Source organism: Candidatus Marinarcus aquaticus (assembly GCF_004116335.1).
GTDB classification, from domain to species: Bacteria; Campylobacterota; Campylobacteria; order Campylobacterales; family Arcobacteraceae; genus Marinarcus; species Marinarcus aquaticus.
Genome location: NZ_PDKN01000005.1, coordinates 132,493 through 148,863 on the forward strand (window position 1 = coordinate 132,493; position 16,371 = coordinate 148,863).

General features: G+C 34.5%; 18 protein-coding genes. 6 read left to right on the forward strand and 12 right to left on the reverse strand.

The window, feature by feature from the left end:
- The first annotated feature begins 41 nt into the window (after positions 1–41).
- The 3 genes from CRV04_RS08690 (at position 42) to CRV04_RS08700 (ending at position 3,194) form a co-directional block, all read left to right on the forward strand.
- A complete protein-coding gene (locus CRV04_RS08690; protein ID WP_128996454.1) occupies positions 42–830 on the forward strand; it encodes an NUDIX hydrolase in 789 nt (262 codons plus the stop codon).
- A 63-nt stretch (positions 831–893) separates the two neighbouring features.
- Positions 894–1,265, forward strand: coding sequence for an acyl-CoA thioesterase (locus CRV04_RS08695; protein WP_128996455.1), 372 nt, complete (start codon positions 894–896; stop codon positions 1,263–1,265).
- A 78-nt stretch (positions 1,266–1,343) separates the two neighbouring features.
- Positions 1,344–3,194 carry an ATP-binding protein gene (locus CRV04_RS08700; protein ID WP_128996456.1) on the forward strand — a complete coding sequence of 617 codons (1,851 nt, stop codon included), beginning with the start codon at positions 1,344–1,346 and terminating at the stop codon, positions 3,192–3,194.
- Here CRV04_RS08700 and CRV04_RS08705 read toward each other — a convergent pair.
- The 12 genes from CRV04_RS08705 to CRV04_RS08760 form a co-directional block, all read right to left on the reverse strand.
- Positions 3,191–3,925, reverse strand: a complete 735-nt coding sequence (locus CRV04_RS08705) for a phytanoyl-CoA dioxygenase family protein (RefSeq protein ID WP_128996457.1) — start codon at positions 3,923–3,925, stop codon at positions 3,191–3,193. The two genes, CRV04_RS08700 and CRV04_RS08705, sit on opposite strands and share 4 nt — an antisense overlap.
- A 71-nt stretch (positions 3,926–3,996) precedes the next feature.
- Positions 3,997–4,224 (reverse strand): hypothetical protein, encoded by a 228-nt coding sequence (locus tag CRV04_RS08710; protein WP_128996458.1) that lies wholly within the window; start codon positions 4,222–4,224, stop codon positions 3,997–3,999.
- Between the two features lie 86 nt (positions 4,225–4,310).
- Positions 4,311–5,027 (reverse strand): 2OG-Fe(II) oxygenase, encoded by a 717-nt coding sequence (locus CRV04_RS12990; protein ID WP_228126517.1) that lies wholly within the window; start codon positions 5,025–5,027, stop codon positions 4,311–4,313.
- Positions 5,024–5,437 carry an ester cyclase gene (locus tag CRV04_RS08720; protein WP_128996459.1) on the reverse strand — a complete coding sequence of 138 codons (414 nt, stop codon included), beginning with the start codon at positions 5,435–5,437 and terminating at the stop codon, positions 5,024–5,026. Before CRV04_RS08720 ends, CRV04_RS12990 begins: the two co-directional genes overlap by 4 nt.
- Before the next feature lie 7 nt (positions 5,438–5,444).
- Entirely contained in the window at positions 5,445–6,563 is a 1,119-nt protein-coding gene (locus CRV04_RS08725) for a peptidase M42 (RefSeq protein ID WP_128996460.1), read from the reverse strand.
- Positions 6,560–6,799, reverse strand: coding sequence for a hypothetical protein (locus tag CRV04_RS08730; protein ID WP_128996461.1), 240 nt, complete (start codon positions 6,797–6,799; stop codon positions 6,560–6,562). The genes CRV04_RS08725 and CRV04_RS08730 overlap by 4 nt, the downstream gene beginning before the upstream one ends.
- A 42-nt stretch (positions 6,800–6,841) precedes the next feature.
- On the reverse strand, positions 6,842–7,075 hold the full coding sequence (locus tag CRV04_RS08735) for a hypothetical protein (protein WP_128996462.1): 234 nt from the start codon (positions 7,073–7,075) through the stop codon (positions 6,842–6,844).
- A gap of 331 nt (positions 7,076–7,406) precedes the next feature.
- Positions 7,407–7,631 (reverse strand): hypothetical protein, encoded by a 225-nt coding sequence (locus CRV04_RS08740; RefSeq protein ID WP_128996463.1) that lies wholly within the window; start codon positions 7,629–7,631, stop codon positions 7,407–7,409.
- A gap of 72 nt (positions 7,632–7,703) precedes the next feature.
- Complete coding sequence (locus tag CRV04_RS08745) at positions 7,704–8,627, reverse strand: hypothetical protein (protein WP_128996464.1); 924 nt, start codon at positions 8,625–8,627, stop codon at positions 7,704–7,706.
- A gap of 81 nt (positions 8,628–8,708) precedes the next feature.
- Positions 8,709–10,100, reverse strand: a complete 1,392-nt coding sequence (locus CRV04_RS08750) for an aldehyde dehydrogenase family protein (protein WP_128996465.1) — start codon at positions 10,098–10,100, stop codon at positions 8,709–8,711.
- 33 nt (positions 10,101–10,133) lie between these two features.
- Positions 10,134–11,780: an acetolactate synthase large subunit gene (locus tag CRV04_RS08755; RefSeq protein WP_128996466.1), complete on the reverse strand. Its 1,647-nt coding sequence runs from the start codon at positions 11,778–11,780 to the stop codon at positions 10,134–10,136.
- Positions 11,781–12,110: 330 nt separating this feature from the next.
- Positions 12,111–12,626 (reverse strand): YgjP-like metallopeptidase domain-containing protein, encoded by a 516-nt coding sequence (locus tag CRV04_RS08760; protein WP_228126518.1) that lies wholly within the window; start codon positions 12,624–12,626, stop codon positions 12,111–12,113.
- A gap of 61 nt (positions 12,627–12,687) precedes the next feature.
- On the opposite strand from CRV04_RS08760, the gene CRV04_RS08765 reads away from it, so the two are divergent.
- The 3 genes from CRV04_RS08765 (at position 12,688) to nhaA (ending at position 16,361) form a co-directional block, all read left to right on the forward strand.
- Positions 12,688–14,607, forward strand: a complete 1,920-nt coding sequence (locus CRV04_RS08765; RefSeq protein WP_128996467.1) for a sensor histidine kinase — start codon at positions 12,688–12,690, stop codon at positions 14,605–14,607.
- Between the two features lie 51 nt (positions 14,608–14,658).
- Entirely contained in the window at positions 14,659–14,868 is a 210-nt protein-coding gene (locus CRV04_RS08770) for a YgaP family membrane protein (protein ID WP_128996468.1), read from the forward strand.
- Positions 14,869–15,071: 203 nt separating this feature from the next.
- The gene (gene nhaA / locus CRV04_RS08775; protein WP_128996469.1) at positions 15,072–16,361 is read left to right on the forward strand and encodes a Na+/H+ antiporter NhaA; all 1,290 of its coding nucleotides are present in this window, start codon (positions 15,072–15,074) and stop codon (positions 16,359–16,361) included.
- The last annotated feature ends 10 nt before the right edge of the window (positions 16,362–16,371 follow it).

The window sequence follows — 16,371 nt, forward strand, 5'->3', positions numbered from 1 at the left end:
AAGTTTCAAAAGAGCTTGTTATAATACCACAAAGGAAAATAATGGAATATTTTACAGAATCGATTGGGTGTTTTGAAGTGGTATTTGACCCTTATAATGGCGTAACCGTTAAAAGTGAAAGCATCCCTAATAATAAAGAGCAATTTGAAAAAAATTTACAACAACTCATCCAACAACTTAAAGAGGGAAAACGTAATCTTTTATGGATATATTTGGATATTGAACACTCCTATTTAATTCCTTATTTGAGCATGCATGGTTTTACCTTTCATACCTGTCAAACCACGCGACTGTTAATGGTGAAAAAGATTGCCAATAATCCTATCATTCCTACAGCATCCAATCATACCTTGGGTGTGGGTGTAGTGGTGCTTAATGATGCCAATGAAGTATTGGTCATACAAGAACGTATCTCTAAAACAACGTATAAATTACCTGGTGGTCATATTGATGATGGTGAGATGATTTCAACAGCAGTTGCACGTGAGGTCAAAGAAGAGACAGGGGTGGATGTGGTGTTTGATTCCATCATCTCATTGGGTCATTTCTACCCACATCAATTTGATAAAAGCAATTTGTATATTATCTGTAAAGCCACGCCATTAAGTGCAGAGATTAATATCAGTGACACTGCCGAAATTGTCGATGCAAAATGGGTGGATGTGCAAGAGTATTTAAACGATGATGAGGTACTTGAATACAATAAAGAGCTCATCTCTTTGGCACTTAATACCAAAGGCTTAAAGCCTTTTGATTTGGAAAGTTTGAAGAAAATCCCCAAAACGTATGAACTGTTTAAATTAGATAAAATAACGCAAATGAGTTATTAAACATTCCTTTTTTTAAATAAAGATATAGTATATATTAATTAGAAAAAAGTTCGGAGAAGAAGTATGAAGTATGGTACACAACGAATGGTCATGTATCCGCATTTAAATGCAGCAGGAATTCTATTTGGTGGTATGGCATTGGCATGGGTAGATGAAGACGCTATTATTTTTGCAGCAAACTTACTGGATACTAATCGTATTGCTATGGTGAAGATGTCGGAAGTGGTTTTTAAAAGTTCAGCCAATATTGGAGATATTTTAGTTTCTGGGGTCGAAATTGTACGTGTGGGGAAAACCTCCATTACAGTGAAGTGTGAATTACGTAATAAAACCACCAATCAAGTCATCATTCAAGTTGATGAGATTGTGATCGTTGCATTGGACTACAATAAGCGCCCAACAGTCCATAAACTCGCAGATGGAGCAGATTTTTAAAATAACATTTTTGTGATAAGTTTTCTTTTAATTATCTCTTCGTTACTATAGTGTTATCTAAAGATTTTTGAGGCTACAGTGACGAAAAAAAACAGAAAAAATCTCTACATCATTGGCGCATTTTTATTGTGCGAAATGGTGATTGTATTCGTAATCAATCAAATCAGTGATTCTAAAAAAATCACACTTTTAAATGCAGCCAATAAAGTGGTAACCACCCAATTTAATACCGTATATAACTCTTTTGAAACTCTTGCAAATACCGTCTTTAAAGGGTACATCAATAAACCCGAAATCATTAATGCCTTTGCACACAAAGAACGAGAAAGGTTGTATAATCTTCTTAAAGAAGATTATATCTATCTTTCATCGATTAACTTTAAACAGATTCATTTTCATCTTCCCAATAATGACTCTTTTTTGCGTATGCATAAACCTGAACGTTTTGGGGATGACCTTACAAATATTCGCTACAGTGTAGAGTCTGTCAACAAATATCACAAACCCATTATGGGCTTAGAAATGGGGCGTGTGGTTCCTGGATTTCGTTATGTGTATCCTTTATTTAATACAAAAAAAGAGTATTTAGGAAGTGTAGAGACCTCCTTTAGTGTTAAAGCTTTTGCTCATAAAGTCGAAGAGGTGTTTGATGTACATACTCATTTTTTAATTAATAAAGAGGTGTATGATCGTAAGATTTTTGAAGAGTATAAAGATTACTACTCTAAAAGCATTGAGAGCGAAGCCTATATTTTATTGGTGCGAGAAGCCATTCGTAAAATCAAACAAGAAGAGCAACAAATTTATAAAGTTTTTCAAAATGATTTAAAACAGACCATCAATGAAAAAATGCGTATGAACAAAGAGTTCAGTTTAGAAATTGAGTTGGGAAAAACAAGTGAAGGGCACAAACATAAAATTGCGACTTTCTTACCTCTGTTTAATATTCAAAATCAAAAGATGGCATATTTTGTCGTTTATCAAGACAGCGATGAATTGGCTCACTTGCAAGAAGAGAGTTATTACAGTTATGGTCTTTTTACATTGATCAATATTTTGATTTTTATTTTGATTTATAAAGAGGTGAATTTCAGAGAGAATTTGCTTATAAGAATTAAAGAGAGTACACAAAAACTCAGACAAAAAAGAGCAGAGCTCGAAGAATTAAATAACTCCTTAGAGGTGCGAATTAAAAAAGAGGTTCAAAAAAGTCGAGAGCATGAGTTACAACTTTTTGAAGTAGAAAAGATGGCTCAAATGGGAGAAATGATAGGGAACATCGCACATCAATGGCGACAACCTTTGAGTGCTATTGCTTCATCCTCTTCTGCAATTAAATTGCATTATGAACTGGAAGTTTTAAACAAAGAGGGGCTGTATAATTATTTGGATGGGATTACAAGAAGTACGCAATATCTCTCTGAAACCATTGATACGTTTAGGAATTTTGTCAAAGATGATCGAAGTATTCAAGAAGCAAGTGTACAAGAGGTTTTAGAACAAGGTTTGAGTATTGTCAATGATTCATTAAAATCCAATAATATTAAATTACATAAAAATTACACGGTGGAACCAATACGGATTAAAACCATTCCAAAAGAGCTCATACAAGTCTTTATCAATGTTATTAACAATGCACGGGATATTATTTTAGAGCGAAAAATAAAAAATCCTCAGATCGTTTTAAATGTTGAAAATATCCATGAAACGGTTGTTATTTCCATTGAAGATAATGCAGGAGGAATTCCTCAAGAGATTTTACCAAAAGTGTTTGATTTGTACTTTACCACCAAACATCAAAGCAGAGGTACAGGAATAGGACTTCATATGAGTCGCAAAATTGTTCATGACCATTTAAAAGGAAAGATGTATGTACACAACAGCTCTTTAGGAGCTCGTTTTGTCATGGAGCTTCCTTTAGAGATTTAGTCTAAAACAACCTCTTCAAAGTCACTTCGTGTGTCTTTAAGAGCTTTGTTATGGGCTGCCTTAACCGTATATACAAAAGAGATTTTAGCTTGATCCGTGATATTCTTTCCTGCATGGTGCAAGGTTTTACAATGAAAAAGAACCACATCTCCTTGATGTAAATTGGTGTGCACTTTTTGTTCAATGAGGGCTTTGTTTTTTTGGTGATCATCTAAAAAATTACTCATCTCATCAAACTGCTCTTTTTCAAGTTGAAGTGTGTGTGAGCCAGGAATAAACTCCAATAAACCATTTTCTAAATACTCATCATCCAATGCCAACCATACTGAGACCAAATCAGAGGTTTCAAAGTTCCAGTATCGTACATCTTGGTGCCAAAAGGTGCGAGAACTGATTTGAGGCATTTTGGTCATAATAGAGTTGTGGTGTGCGAGTGTCAGTACAGGGGTATCTTTTAAAACCTGTTTTAAAATAGGGCGAATTTCATCATATGTCATCCACTCTTGGAAAACAGCTTCTCTTTTATAAACTTGTCGCAGTCGTCGTACTGTAACTGAAGAGTCCTCTTGTTGGAGATACTCTTGTTCACTCTCTATGGGAAGCTGTTTGGCTTCTAAATGTTGTTTTGCTTTGTGCAATATTGCTTCGCACAACGTTTGTGGTGCAAAGTTGCGTAAAACTAAAAAACCATTTTTATTGAATTCATTCAGTTGTTCTTGATTTAATTGCATACTATCTCTTTGGTTGTATTAAAGCGTAATTGTACAATCTTAAAACTGATGAAAAAATTGAAAAGTAAGTTTTACTCTTCAAAATCTCGGTATGAACTTTTGTGCATTGATTCAAAGTCATCAATATCGTCATCATAGTAATCATCATAATCGACTGTAAAAATTTTGTCATAACCTAATTTTTGCAGTTCAGCATCCAGATTCTCTTCAGATAATCTGTTTTTGATTTTTGACATGATGAGCTCAATGTGTTCCTCTGTAACATTGTTTGCTCTAAGCTCATAAATAATCGAATCCATTACTCAATCCTCTTATATTTCTATACAATAATTTTAGCGTATTTTTTTAACGCTTTTATGATTTTATTTTAAATTTTTTCAGACATTTATTGCACAATTGCATCATGCCACTGTACCAATGTCAGCCTATATCCCTCTTTTACAGGTAGAACCTCATGTGTAAAAAATGGATTACTTAAAAACAATACCATGTCCCCTTTTTGTGGAGAGAGTTTTACATTTTGCTGTGTTTCATCATACAAATAGTTAAAAACAAGCTCTCCTCCACTGAATGAGTATGGCGTAGTCAGTGTTTCATCGTGCTCTGTTAAAAACAGAACGGAAGTCACTTTTCTTTGTGGTGCCACGGGTAAAAAACCCACAATCTCACTCTCTTTGAGCAATACATTGGAGTCATCACTGTGTGCTTTATAGAATGACCCTTTCGTATACTCAAGCATTTGAATTTGCGTTGAAGTGGTTAATACCACAGAAAAAAATGCTTCAATCTCCTCTTTATGCTCTAAAAAAACACTCTTATATACGTTGGTATACAAGGTTTCCAAGTCATAAATCTTTGTCTTTCGAATATCGGTTTTAAGTGCTTCATCCAAGACCAAATCAGAACTTTTGCGTATTTTAGCATCGCATGCATTGTTGCTTTCTTGAATGGCATCACAAATATGCTCACAGTTTTCAGATGATAAAAAGTTTTTAATCACTAAAAATGGCAAGTCATGGTATGGATTGGGCAACAGTTTTGTTGGCATATCCACATGGAGCAAAAAGTCATCGCAATAGATTTTATTGCTGATTTGTGTCATGTTTTTTTCTCCAATTGACTGTAGAGGTTGGTTAAATCTCCCAATACCCAAATATCTACAATTTTCCCTTCTTGAAATCTGAAAAATGAAGCACCGTTATATTTGATTCTATTTCCGCTTGCTTCAAAGTTAAAAAGCTTACCTTTGTGTGTTCCATTATAAATGGCTCGAACGGCAATTGCATCACCTTCACAAATCATGGTTTCAATACCGTGGAAAAGATTTGGAATACCTGTTAAGATATTGTCCATGTACTTTTCAAACTCTTTTTTCCCCACAGCATTGATGTTCAATGAACCGTGGAACGTGATATTATCATCAAATAAGATGTCAATGTAGTCTTTGTTGTTTTTATTCCAAAGCTCTTCATAGTAGAGTTTGACTAACTCTTTATTTGATTTTATTTTCATAATGGCGTTATTTCCCTTTTTCTTGTTTTTGTTTAATATAGAGTTGCGTTAATATATACAGTACCGTTTTAACCGATAACACTGAAGCACTCTCTTCAACAGTATGATAACCTGTTGTTGGTATTTGCAGTGTGGTTCCTTGAATGGCACCTCGCGACTCTTTTGTAATTCTTCCCATCTCTGTACTACCTAATGACAGAAGAGGTTGGTGTTTCTCTTTTCTTAGTTTATTCAACTCTTGAATGTACATATCTTTGCATGAAAACGCTATGTTGTTGTGATGACAAAATGTTTTAAGTGTCTTTAGCAATGGTGACTTGAATCGTGCATTGGCATCTTTGTTTCGTAAAACAATCTGTTGCGCATCGGCTTGTTCTCTTGTATCATATGGACTGGTGTCTAAAACCAACAATTCATTGGTAAAGAGTCTCTTTTTTTGAAACCACTCATGCACATAACGCCACGATTTTCCTGCTTCTTCTTGTGCAGTGAAAAATGCAGTACCTTGATACCCATTTTGATACAAATAGATGATAATCGCTGCACTGATAACGTTGTCCAGTTGTGCACTTAAAATACCACTTTTGTTCTCCAGTTTATCGTTAAAGGCTATGGGCGTTCCTGGTTGCAAATGTTCCAAGCCATTGATTTCAAATACCAAGTTATTAATCTCTGGACACATATAACTTTTGGTGATTTCACCCATACCTAAATAGCTTCCACTCCAAGGTTCATACGCTTGTACTTTTTGATTTAAATAGCGTGATGTGATTTGTTGAAAGGTCTGTTCTGATACAGAGTTTCCTTTTAAATCAGAGCGGTTTTTAGCTAAAAACGCAGCATATTGAAACTCGTTGGGACCCGTACAAACTAATCCATGACGGTCAATATGAGCACTGAGCATTCCATGATTTGGATGGCTTCCTTGTGCTACTAATAATCCATCATAATAGTATGTTTGAATTCCAATCTCTTCTAACTCTCTTTTTAAATAAAGAAAGAAAGAGTGTTCCGAACCGATTACTGATGGGGTTCGAATGAGTTGTTTCAACATGTCTAAAAATGCAACAAAGTTCTTAATGCCTTCAATTGCTTGTAGTGATTCTTCTTTACTCTTTTTTTTCATTGTTTTAAACTGATTACTCTGTCTGCAAGTACAGCTAAATTGTTAATATTTAATTTAACGGTACTGTTAACGATATCCTCAAATGTAATATTGTTATTAATTATGATTGAAGAGGCTGAATCCAAACGTCGATTGTTTTTATATTCGTGTACCACTTCACAGATTAACTGTCTTAACAGATCTCTTTTTTTCTTCTCTTCTCGTTTTTGTTCATCTGTTAAAAGAAATTCGCTCATTTTATTCTCCCGAGACAATCTGTAGAATAAGGAGAATAAGGGTTACTGTTGTTGAATTTGTTGTTCTTGTTTAATCACACACTCTTCGTAAATGTTTTCACACTTAGAATAACATGCAACATTTTCAGTCTCTTTTTCATCGCATTTTTCAATACATTGGTCATAGAGTGTATCACACACATCATTGACTTGTAAATCCTCTTGGCTTGATGGCATCTCATTGGCATACAAGAACAAGTTGAACACCAATAATGGCACCAACAAAAACTTTAACATCGGCTTTCTCCTGTTTAACTTACGAGTAAGTTTAATTTGTTACTATGAGTGCACTCTTATAGCAGAGTACACATCAACAATTCTCAAAAACTTTTCTATGCATTTGGCGGTGCGGGAAGTTTTTGAGACCTCTGAACGAGCGTTTCCTTATTCTACTTATCGAATTATAAACTAAAAGTTGAAAAAAAATTTCAAAATGAATTTAAAAAAAATGATTTTTTTTAAGAGGTGGCTTTTTTAGGCTTTTATAGCAATGAAATTTTTTAAAAAAATGGACTTTTTTTTAAAGCAAAAAAGCAAAAAAGTGAGATTTTTTAAAAAAATTGAAGCTTTACTTGAGTTTGTTGATATGATCTGCCAGTTTTGCAATATCAAAAATACCAAGTTTCATGGTTTTATTGACAATTTCTTCGAGTGTAATGTTATTCTCTAATGCAATTTTTGCTGCACCATCGAAGTCTTGTTTTGCCCGAATAAGTGTAGAAATCTCCGCTACTTTGTCATAAATGGGATCATACGCACGGTACGTACTTTTAACAGAGTTTGAATCATCCACGTCATTAACCTATTTGATTTGAAGTTGGGGTTATCCCTTGGCTATTATAATACAAATTTAAACAAGAGTCTATTAAATTTTATCCACAACGAGCAGATATTGACCGGAATAACTCTTATTCTTATAATCTTCAGGAGCTTTTGAGAGATTCATCCAACGACCATTTTTTAAATTATTGGCATGCAAGATTAACTCTTCATCTAAAAAAAGGTTGAGTTCATGTGTGATTCGAATGCATCCATGTGAGTGGGGTTGCCCCATTTTTTTAGTTGATTCATGTGAATGCATGGCAAACTCTAAATCATCTTTAATCAGTTTGTAATCCAAAGGATTAGAGATTTTATTATTATTTTTGTCAAAAGTGTTGTATCGAACGGAGGGTTGTCGTCCAAAGTAGAAAACAAATCGACCTTTTTGACCATATCCTAAAGTTTTTTTAACGGGATTAAACTCCCCATCTGAACGCCATCCTTTGAGGTTTTTAAAAATGCCACTGGGTGTTTTTAAATAGTGGTCTTCTCCTTTTTTGACCTCTTTTTCTTTTTCCATGTTGCCTGTTGAAATCAGGTCCGTTCCAATGATGTATACCTCTTTGTTTGACGCATCATAAAAAGTAATACTCAAACGTTGCAGTTGCAAATTGATAAAAGTGATGTACTGTGATGTTGTGATATTTTTGGTTTGAACCAATTTAAGAATTTGGTTTTTTATTTTTTGAACTTGCAAAGGCGTTAATAAAATTTCTTGTGAACGTTCATTAAGACGGTATTGTAAATATCGATTATCTTGTGTGGATTCCCACGTTTTTAGACGCTGTATGGTTTTGTCAATACAGAATTCATCGGTAATAGTGCACTCTTTTTGCAAAAAAGATTGAAAATGGTGTTTATAGATGTTCTTCTCAATTACATCAGTGTAAAACTTACTTTGCAGTGTTTCTAGTGAGAAGCCAAAGAGCCATGTGCTCAGGCATAACAGAGTCATTACTTTTTTCATGAAATTATTGTATCAAAATTGTGTATAAAAAAAAGGAAAGCCCGAAGGCCTCCCTTTTAAAAGAAAGAAAATGGTGTGTGATTACAGCACAGGTGATTTGATAACCATCATTTTTTCGTTGGTCATCTCTTCCATAGAGTGATGAATACCACCTAATCCAAGTCCTGATGCTTTTGCACCACCAAATGGCATCCAGTCAACTCTGAATGCAGTATGGTCATTGACCATAATGGCCGTACCATTAAGTCGTTTTACTGCTCTTAATGCATTGTCGATGTTTTTAGTAAATACGGCTGCTTGGAAAGAGACTTCTAATTGGTTTGCTCTGTCAATTGCCTCTTCCATATCGTTGTAAGAGTAAACACAAACAACTGGTCCAAATACCTCTTTAGTTGACACAAGTGCATCATCTGCAGGGTTTAAAATAACCGTTGGTTCATAACACGATGCAGAGATTCTCTTACCACCAGTTAAGATTTTTCCACCTTTAGTTATAGCTTCATTGACCCACTCTTCAACTCTGTCAACTTCATTGTTGTTGATTAATGGACCTACTTCCGTTTTAGGGTCTAACTGATCTCCTACAACTAAGTTAGAAGCGTAATTGGCTAATTTAGTTGCTACTTCTTCACAAATTGATTCGTGTACAAATACTCTTTGAACCGATACACACACTTGACCTGCATGGTAGAAACCACCTTTACCAATTGACGGAATTAAATCAGCAATATCAGCATCTGGCTCAACGATAACAGGTGCGACTCCACCGTGCTCTAACGCTACTCTTGTACCGTTTGCAACTTTAGAGTTTAAGTACCATCCAACTGCACCAGAACCAATAAATGTTAAGAAATTTACTTTTGGAGATGTTGCTAAAAGTTCTCCACCGTTTCTATCACAAACAACTGCTTGTGCCCAACCTTTTGGAAGACCTGCTTCTTCTAAGATTTCAACCAATCGAATTGCAGACATTGGAGTTTGAGTTGCAGGTTTAATTACAACTGGACACCCCACTGCAATCGCTGGAATGACTTGGTGAACGGCTAAGTTAAATGGGTGGTTGAATGCAGAAATTGCTGCAACCACTCCAATAGGTTCTTTAAATGTATATGCCATTCTGTTTGCAGATGAAGCAGTGTGACCCATTGCAATCTCTTTCCCCTCTTGTGCACTTAATGCTTCAATAGCAAGTTTAACACCATTGATGGCTCTGTAAACTTCAACTTGTGAATCCATCCAAGGTTTACCACCTTCGCTCGCACACAGTTTTGTTAACTCATCAACTTGAGAAGACATGATCTCAGCAACTTTTTCTAAGATCTCTACTCTTTTGTATTTAGGTAAAGCATTTTTGTGGTCTAAGAAAGTTGCATGTGCTAAATCAATCGCTGCTTCTACTTCTTCAACTGTTTTAAATGGTACTTCTCCTACTACTTTTCCGTCAAATGGTGATGTTACTTCTATTGTACTCATTGCATTCCTTTTATTATTGATAAATTTTGTTTATTATAGCATACACTCTTTTTTAGCTAACAGTTCATTTAAAATGGCGTGATTGAGTGAATAATCTACTGCTAAATCAATTAAATGAACACCTTTTCCATTTACACACTCAGAAAGTGTTTTTTCAAACTCTTCACAAGATGTTGGTCGGTGACCTGTTGCTCCATATGACTCTGCATATTTAACAAAATCAGGGTTTCCTAAGTCAAGACCGAAGTTATCAAATCCCATACCTGCTTGTTTCCATTTGATCATACCGTATGCATTGTCATTTAGAATAATAACAGTTAAGTCTAAACCTAATCTTACAGCCGTTTCAAGCTCTTGTGAGTTCATCATGAATCCACCATCACCACACACAGAAACAACTTTTCTTTCAGGATGTACCATTTTAGCTCCCATTCCAGATGGAAGACCTGCACCCATTGTTGCAAGAGCATTATCTAAAAGAAGTGTATTTGGTTGTGCACATCGGTAGTTTCTTGCAAACCAAATTTTATATACTCCGTTGTCAAGAGTAACGATATCTTCATCATTGAGTGTTTGTCGGATGGTTCTTACAGCTTTTTGAGGTAAGATTGGGAATCGTGTATCACCAAAGTATTTGTTCAATCGTGTTCGAATCTCATCGGCTAATCGTACATAATAATCAAAATCCCAGTGCTCTTGTTTTGAAATGGCGTTGGTGATTTGGTTCATGTTTGAAGCGATGTCCCCAATAAGGTCCATTTGTGGGAAATAAGTATCGTCTACTTCAGATGGGAAGAAATTGATGTGTAAAACTTTGGTTGCATCTGGCGTATTTTCCATGAAAAATGGTGGTTTTTCAATAACATCGTGACCAACGTTGATGATTAAGTCCGCTCTGTCAATGGCACAGTGAATAAAGTCATCTTTAGAGAGTGCCGCAGTTGATAAACAAAGTTTGTGGTTCTCATCAATAACCCCTTTACCCATTTGAGTAGAGAAGAATGGAATACCTGTGTCGTTAACGAAATCTGTTAATGCATTGCCGATTCGTGTTCGGTTTGCCCCACCACCAATACAAAGCAATGGTCGTTTTGCTTTTTCAATCATTTTAACCGCATCTAAAATGGCTGTTTTATCTGCATATGGGTATTTGAATGTTTGCACTGGATAGATGTTGTCATCCACTTCTTCCGCAGCAATATCTTCAGGAAGTTCAATATGAACGGCACCTGGACGCTCTAAAGTTGCAATTTTGAATGCTTCTCTTACCATTGAAGGGATGTTATTACCATTTACAACTTGTTTTGCATATTTTGTCATGGGTTTCATCATACCAACAATATCAACAATTTGGAATCGCCCTTGTTTCGATTTTTTAATTGGTTTTTGTCCTGTAATCATCAACATTGGCATACCACCAAGTTGTGCATACGCTGCAGCTGTTGCAAAGTTGGTTGCTCCAGGCCCAAGTGTTGCTAAACATACACCCACTTTACCTGTTAATCGACCATAGGTCGCTGCCATAAAACCTGCACCTTGCTCATGTCTTGTTAAAATAAGTTTGATTTTAGATTCTCGTAATGATTCAAGAAGGTCCAAGTTCTCTTCACCTGGGATACCAAAAATATATTCAACACCTTCGTTTTCCAAAGCTTTTACAAATAGATCTGAAGCTTTCATATTTTCTCCAATTGTTTTAATTTTTGTTAGTTTCTCAAAATAAATGTTAAATGAAAATTAAACTTAAACTGTAGATTATACACATAATGCTACTTGAAACGACTAAAGTGTGTAAAAAAGGAAAAAAAGAGGCATATCACCTTCTTTTATAGGTCATTATATATACAAAAAATAGCGATGCAAGTGGATAAAAACTTAAGAAAGCCTATTTTAAGGCTTTTTTAAAGAAATAAGGGTTTTTTTAGGGAATTTTTGGAGCTGTGTTACGTTATTACCCGAAAAAATTGAGACATTTTGTTTACACCCTTATGTCATTAAGATGTAAAAAAATCAGGTAAAAGGATTTTTATCATGCTCAATGTGGGTTAAAAAGAGTCTAAAATCGAACTCAATTTGTGCATAGTTTTCTTGAACATGTTGACATAAGTTGTAAAACGCTTTGTTGTGCTCTTTGATTTTCAAATGAGCAAGTTCATGCACCACAATCATCTCTAAAAAAGAAAAAGGTGCTTTTTTAAACACCGTAGCAATATTGATATTGTTTTTGGTTTTGAGTTTATTGCCTTGAATACGTGTGACGAAAATGTTGTTTCCTAAAGAGTTGTTACATTGCAATTTGGAGTCATAGGCAACTTTTGAAAGCTGATACTTTTTAAAGTGTTCATTTTTATACTCCATGACAAATTCATACAACCGTTTGTCATTGTTGACATCATGCATTTGGGGATATTTTTGAAGCAAATAATCTTTTAATCTGTTCTGTTGAATCAGATGAGTGACTTGTTGTTGCAACTCTTTTGGATAGTGTTGAATATATTTTAAGTTATACATGCCAAATTGTAACATAAATAATATTGTTGATTTGTTAAATAAAATTTGATAGAATTTGCATTTCAAGGGCTAAATAATGTATAAAAGTGAACAACGTATATTAAAAATAATTAAATATTCTCCTGCAATATTTATTCTTTTTTTGGCAGTAGTTTTAACATTTTTTTTATATACAGAGAATAAAATCTCGTATGAAATAGAAAAAAAAGAGTTGGAACAAAACTTTATGCTTTCCAGCAAAAAAGAGATAAAAAATGATGTTGAAAAGATACACACCTATATTCAAAAAGAGCAAGCCTCTACAGAAAAAAAACTGCGTGAATCTTTGAAACACAGAGTCTATGAAGCACATGCCATTGCGACAGAAATCTACAATGAACACCAACATAAAGGGAAAAATGCTGTTACAAAACTCATCAAAGATGCGTTAAGAGCAATTCGTTTTAATGATGGAAGAGGCTACTTTTTTATCTACTCTTTTGATTATAAATGTATTTTATTGCCCATTAATAAATCTCTTGAAGGCAGCAGCTTTTATAACTTTAAAGAGGGCTCAGGACGTTATTTAACACGTGAAATTATTGAACAACTTAAAAAAGAGAATGAAGGGTTCCTCTCTTGGTCGTATCATAAACCCAATGACTTTGAACACAGTTATAAAAAAATCGGATTTAATAAAAAGTTTAAACCGTATGGTTGGTATATTGGTACGGGAGAGTATGTCGATGAGTTTGAACAAGCACAACAAAAACATATTTTGCAAACCATTGAACGGCTCACATCGTCTAATAATAATTACATGTTTATTCTCAATTATGAGGGTGATTTTCTTTTACATCCCAATAAAAAACTACAAGACAAAAACCTTTTTTTAGCACAAGATTTGCCTCAATTACAAAAAAATCTCTCCAATGAAATCTCTTTTTCACACATAAAAAGCAGAGCTGAAAATGCAGGAGGATATATAGAGTATGAACACCATAAGAATGATTCTGAATTTGTTGAAAAAACCAGTTATGTAATAGGATTTAAGCCGTGGAATTGGATTATTGGGAAAGGTTTTTATGAAGATGATATGAAACGTCTTTTAACATCCATGAAAAAAGATATTGACAGAGAGTTTGATGAGCACGTGCTTAAGATTATTTTGGCAACAGCAAGTTTAACTTTGATTCTTTTACTTATTTCAACCTATGTCTCTAAAATGCTTCAAAATAAGTTTAATGAGTATAAGAGAACCATTAATGAGCATGCCAAACACGATGCTATTCAGCAAAATATTTTGGCGCAACAATCAAAAATGGCCGCCATGGGAGAGATGATAGGCAACATTGCACATCAATGGAGGCAGCCACTTTCCGCAATCACTTCAAGTGCTACGGGATTGAGTTTGAAATATGAAATGAAGAGTCTCAATCAAAAAGAGTTTGATTCATTTTTAGATGTAATTACTACTTCAGCTCAATATTTGGCACAAACCATTGATGATTTTAGAAATTTTTTTATTCCACAAAAAACAAAAAAGCATTTTATGATTGAAGATGCATTTGAAAAAACTTTTAAACTCATTCAAGCACAGTTTCAAAACAGAGGTATTGTTTTTGTGAAAAATATCCAAGAAGTACAACTCTACTCTTTGGACAATGAACTCATACAGGTCTTAATCAATATTTTTAATAATGCCAAAGATCAATTAAGCACATTAAAGGGTCAAAAACTTATTTTTATTGATGTGTATGAACAGAACAATAAGGTGATCATTAAAATTAAAGACAGTGGTTTTGGGATACCTGAAAAGATTGTTGAAAAGATTTTTGATCCTTATTTTACCACCAAACAGAGTAAACATGGTACGGGTATTGGACTTTATATGTGTAAAGAGATTGTAACCAAACATCTTAAAGGGAAGATCAGTGCACAAAATATTGAATTTGAGTATGACAATGAGCACCATAAAGGGGCAATGATTACCATTGAATTACCGAAAGAAATCTGAATGTGACAACTTTTTTGTATAATTTATTATTATATTATAAAAGGATGTATGATGCAAAAAAATGTAGGTGGAATTGATAAAACACTTCGAATTATTGTAGGTATTGCGATTATTGCTTATGGGGTTGTGGCTCAAAGTTGGTTGGGAGTTATTGGAATTATTCCTTTAGCAACGGGTTTAATCGGATGGTGCCCTTTGTATTGTCCTTTAAAAATTAATACGTCATGCAAAAAAGAGTCGTGCGAAAAAAAAGAGGAGTAAACTCCTCTTTAAAATTATAAAGGAGTTTTAACCATGCCTGTTCCAGAGCATCCGTATCTCTATCTTGCAGTTTTTCTTATTTTAGGTCTTTACTTTGCCTATAAAATCAACAAAAGTTAATTCCCAATCCCTATTTAAGGGAAATATTTAATATAAGCATAAGAATCCCTTGATAAAATAAAAAAAATTTTACAGGATTTTGTATGATAAGTCAGTTGAAAAGTTTTCAAAGATATGTTTCAAAAGAGTCGCTCAGTGGTATTATTCTTTTTATCGCGACCTTTTTAGCTGTTGTGGTAGCCAACTCTTCGTGGGGAGATGAATACTACCAATTATGGCACATGCCTTTAGGGGTGACTTTAGGTGATTCCACCATCTCTATGGACTTAACACATTGGATTGATGATGGTTTAATGTCGCTGTTTTTTTTAATGGTGGGTTTAGAAATCAAACGAGAACTCGCTTGTGGTGAACTTTCAAGTGTGCAAAAAGCCTCTTTTCCTGTTGTGGCAGCTTTAGGTGGTATGGTTGTACCTGCACTTATTTATGTGGGATTAAACTTAGATAACCCACTTGGATTTGGTATTCCAATGGCCACAGATATTGCTTTTGCCTTGGGTATCTTGATGCTCTTAGGAAAACGTGTTAATCCTGCTATTAAACTTTTTTTAGTGGCACTTGCAGTGGTGGATGATTTGGGTGCTGTTTTAGTCGTTGCCACTGTATATACAGCAGAAATTCAATCTCAATACTTTTTACCAGCCATTGTCATTTATGCCATGATGTGGTTGATGAATTTTAAAGGTATCACTAAACTTTGGCCTTATTTGATTTTAGGAGTATTGTTATGGATTTTTATTCATAAAATTGGAATACATGCAACCATTGCAGGAGTACTTTTAGCTTTTGCTGTTCCTATTCGTTCAAAAATCAATGAGATACATTTTATAGAAAGCACACAGTATGCCATTAAAGAGTTTGAGGAACACTCTAATTCGATTAATCTTTTAAGTCATAAGCAGATGGATGCATTAGAAAACATTGCATATGCTTATGATAATGTGCAAAATCCTTTAGTGAAACTCGAACATGGTTTACACAACTTCTCAGCTTTTTTTATTATGCCTCTGTTCGCGTTTTCCAATGCGGGCGTGGTGATTAATCCTTCTACCGTATCGACGCATTTTATGATTGTTTTAGGGGTGGTATTAGGGCTTGTTGTTGGAAAACCTATTGGTATCTTTGGATTTACTTATTTGGCGACTAAAATGAAGCTGATTCAAAAACCCGATGAGATGAACTGGAGTGATATCATGGCGGTTGGTTTCTTAGGAGGGATTGGGTTTACCATGTCAATTTTCATCACGCATTTGGCATTTTTAGATGAAAGTCTGATTGATGCTGTGAAATTGGGTGTATTTTTTGCTTCGTTTATCGCTGCGGTTATTGGCGTTTTATTAATTATGAAAAATGCCAAAGCAAGAGAGTATTAACGTCTCTTGC

Bases quoted from the DNA above. Each gene is read 5' to 3' on its own strand.
- CRV04_RS08690 (WP_128996454.1), top strand. From the start codon at position 42: ATGGAATATTTTACAGAATCGATTGGGTGTTTTGAAGTGGTATTTGAC.
- CRV04_RS08695 (WP_128996455.1), top strand. From the start codon at position 894: ATGAAGTATGGTACACAACGAATGGTCATGTATCCGCATTTAAATGCA.
- CRV04_RS08705 (WP_128996457.1), bottom strand. From the start codon at position 3,925: ATGCAATTAAATCAAGAACAACTGAATGAATTCAATAAAAATGGTTTT.
- CRV04_RS08710 (WP_128996458.1), bottom strand. From the start codon at position 4,224: ATGGATTCGATTATTTATGAGCTTAGAGCAAACAATGTTACAGAGGAA.
- CRV04_RS12990 (WP_228126517.1), bottom strand. From the start codon at position 5,027: ATGACACAAATCAGCAATAAAATCTATTGCGATGACTTTTTGCTCCAT.
- CRV04_RS08720 (WP_128996459.1), bottom strand. From the start codon at position 5,437: ATGAAAATAAAATCAAATAAAGAGTTAGTCAAACTCTACTATGAAGAG.
- CRV04_RS08725 (WP_128996460.1), bottom strand. From the start codon at position 6,563: ATGAAAAAAAAGAGTAAAGAAGAATCACTACAAGCAATTGAAGGCATT.
- CRV04_RS08730 (WP_128996461.1), bottom strand. From the start codon at position 6,799: ATGAGCGAATTTCTTTTAACAGATGAACAAAAACGAGAAGAGAAGAAA.
- CRV04_RS08735 (WP_128996462.1), bottom strand. From the start codon at position 7,075: ATGTTAAAGTTTTTGTTGGTGCCATTATTGGTGTTCAACTTGTTCTTG.
- CRV04_RS08745 (WP_128996464.1), bottom strand. From the start codon at position 8,627: ATGAAAAAAGTAATGACTCTGTTATGCCTGAGCACATGGCTCTTTGGC.
- CRV04_RS08750 (WP_128996465.1), bottom strand. From the start codon at position 10,100: ATGAGTACAATAGAAGTAACATCACCATTTGACGGAAAAGTAGTAGGA.
- CRV04_RS08755 (WP_128996466.1), bottom strand. From the start codon at position 11,780: ATGAAAGCTTCAGATCTATTTGTAAAAGCTTTGGAAAACGAAGGTGTT.
- CRV04_RS08760 (WP_228126518.1), bottom strand. From the start codon at position 12,626: ATGTTACAATTTGGCATGTATAACTTAAAATATATTCAACACTATCCA.
- CRV04_RS08765 (WP_128996467.1), top strand. From the start codon at position 12,688: ATGTATAAAAGTGAACAACGTATATTAAAAATAATTAAATATTCTCCT.
- CRV04_RS08770 (WP_128996468.1), top strand. From the start codon at position 14,659: ATGCAAAAAAATGTAGGTGGAATTGATAAAACACTTCGAATTATTGTA.
- nhaA (WP_128996469.1), top strand. From the start codon at position 15,072: ATGATAAGTCAGTTGAAAAGTTTTCAAAGATATGTTTCAAAAGAGTCG.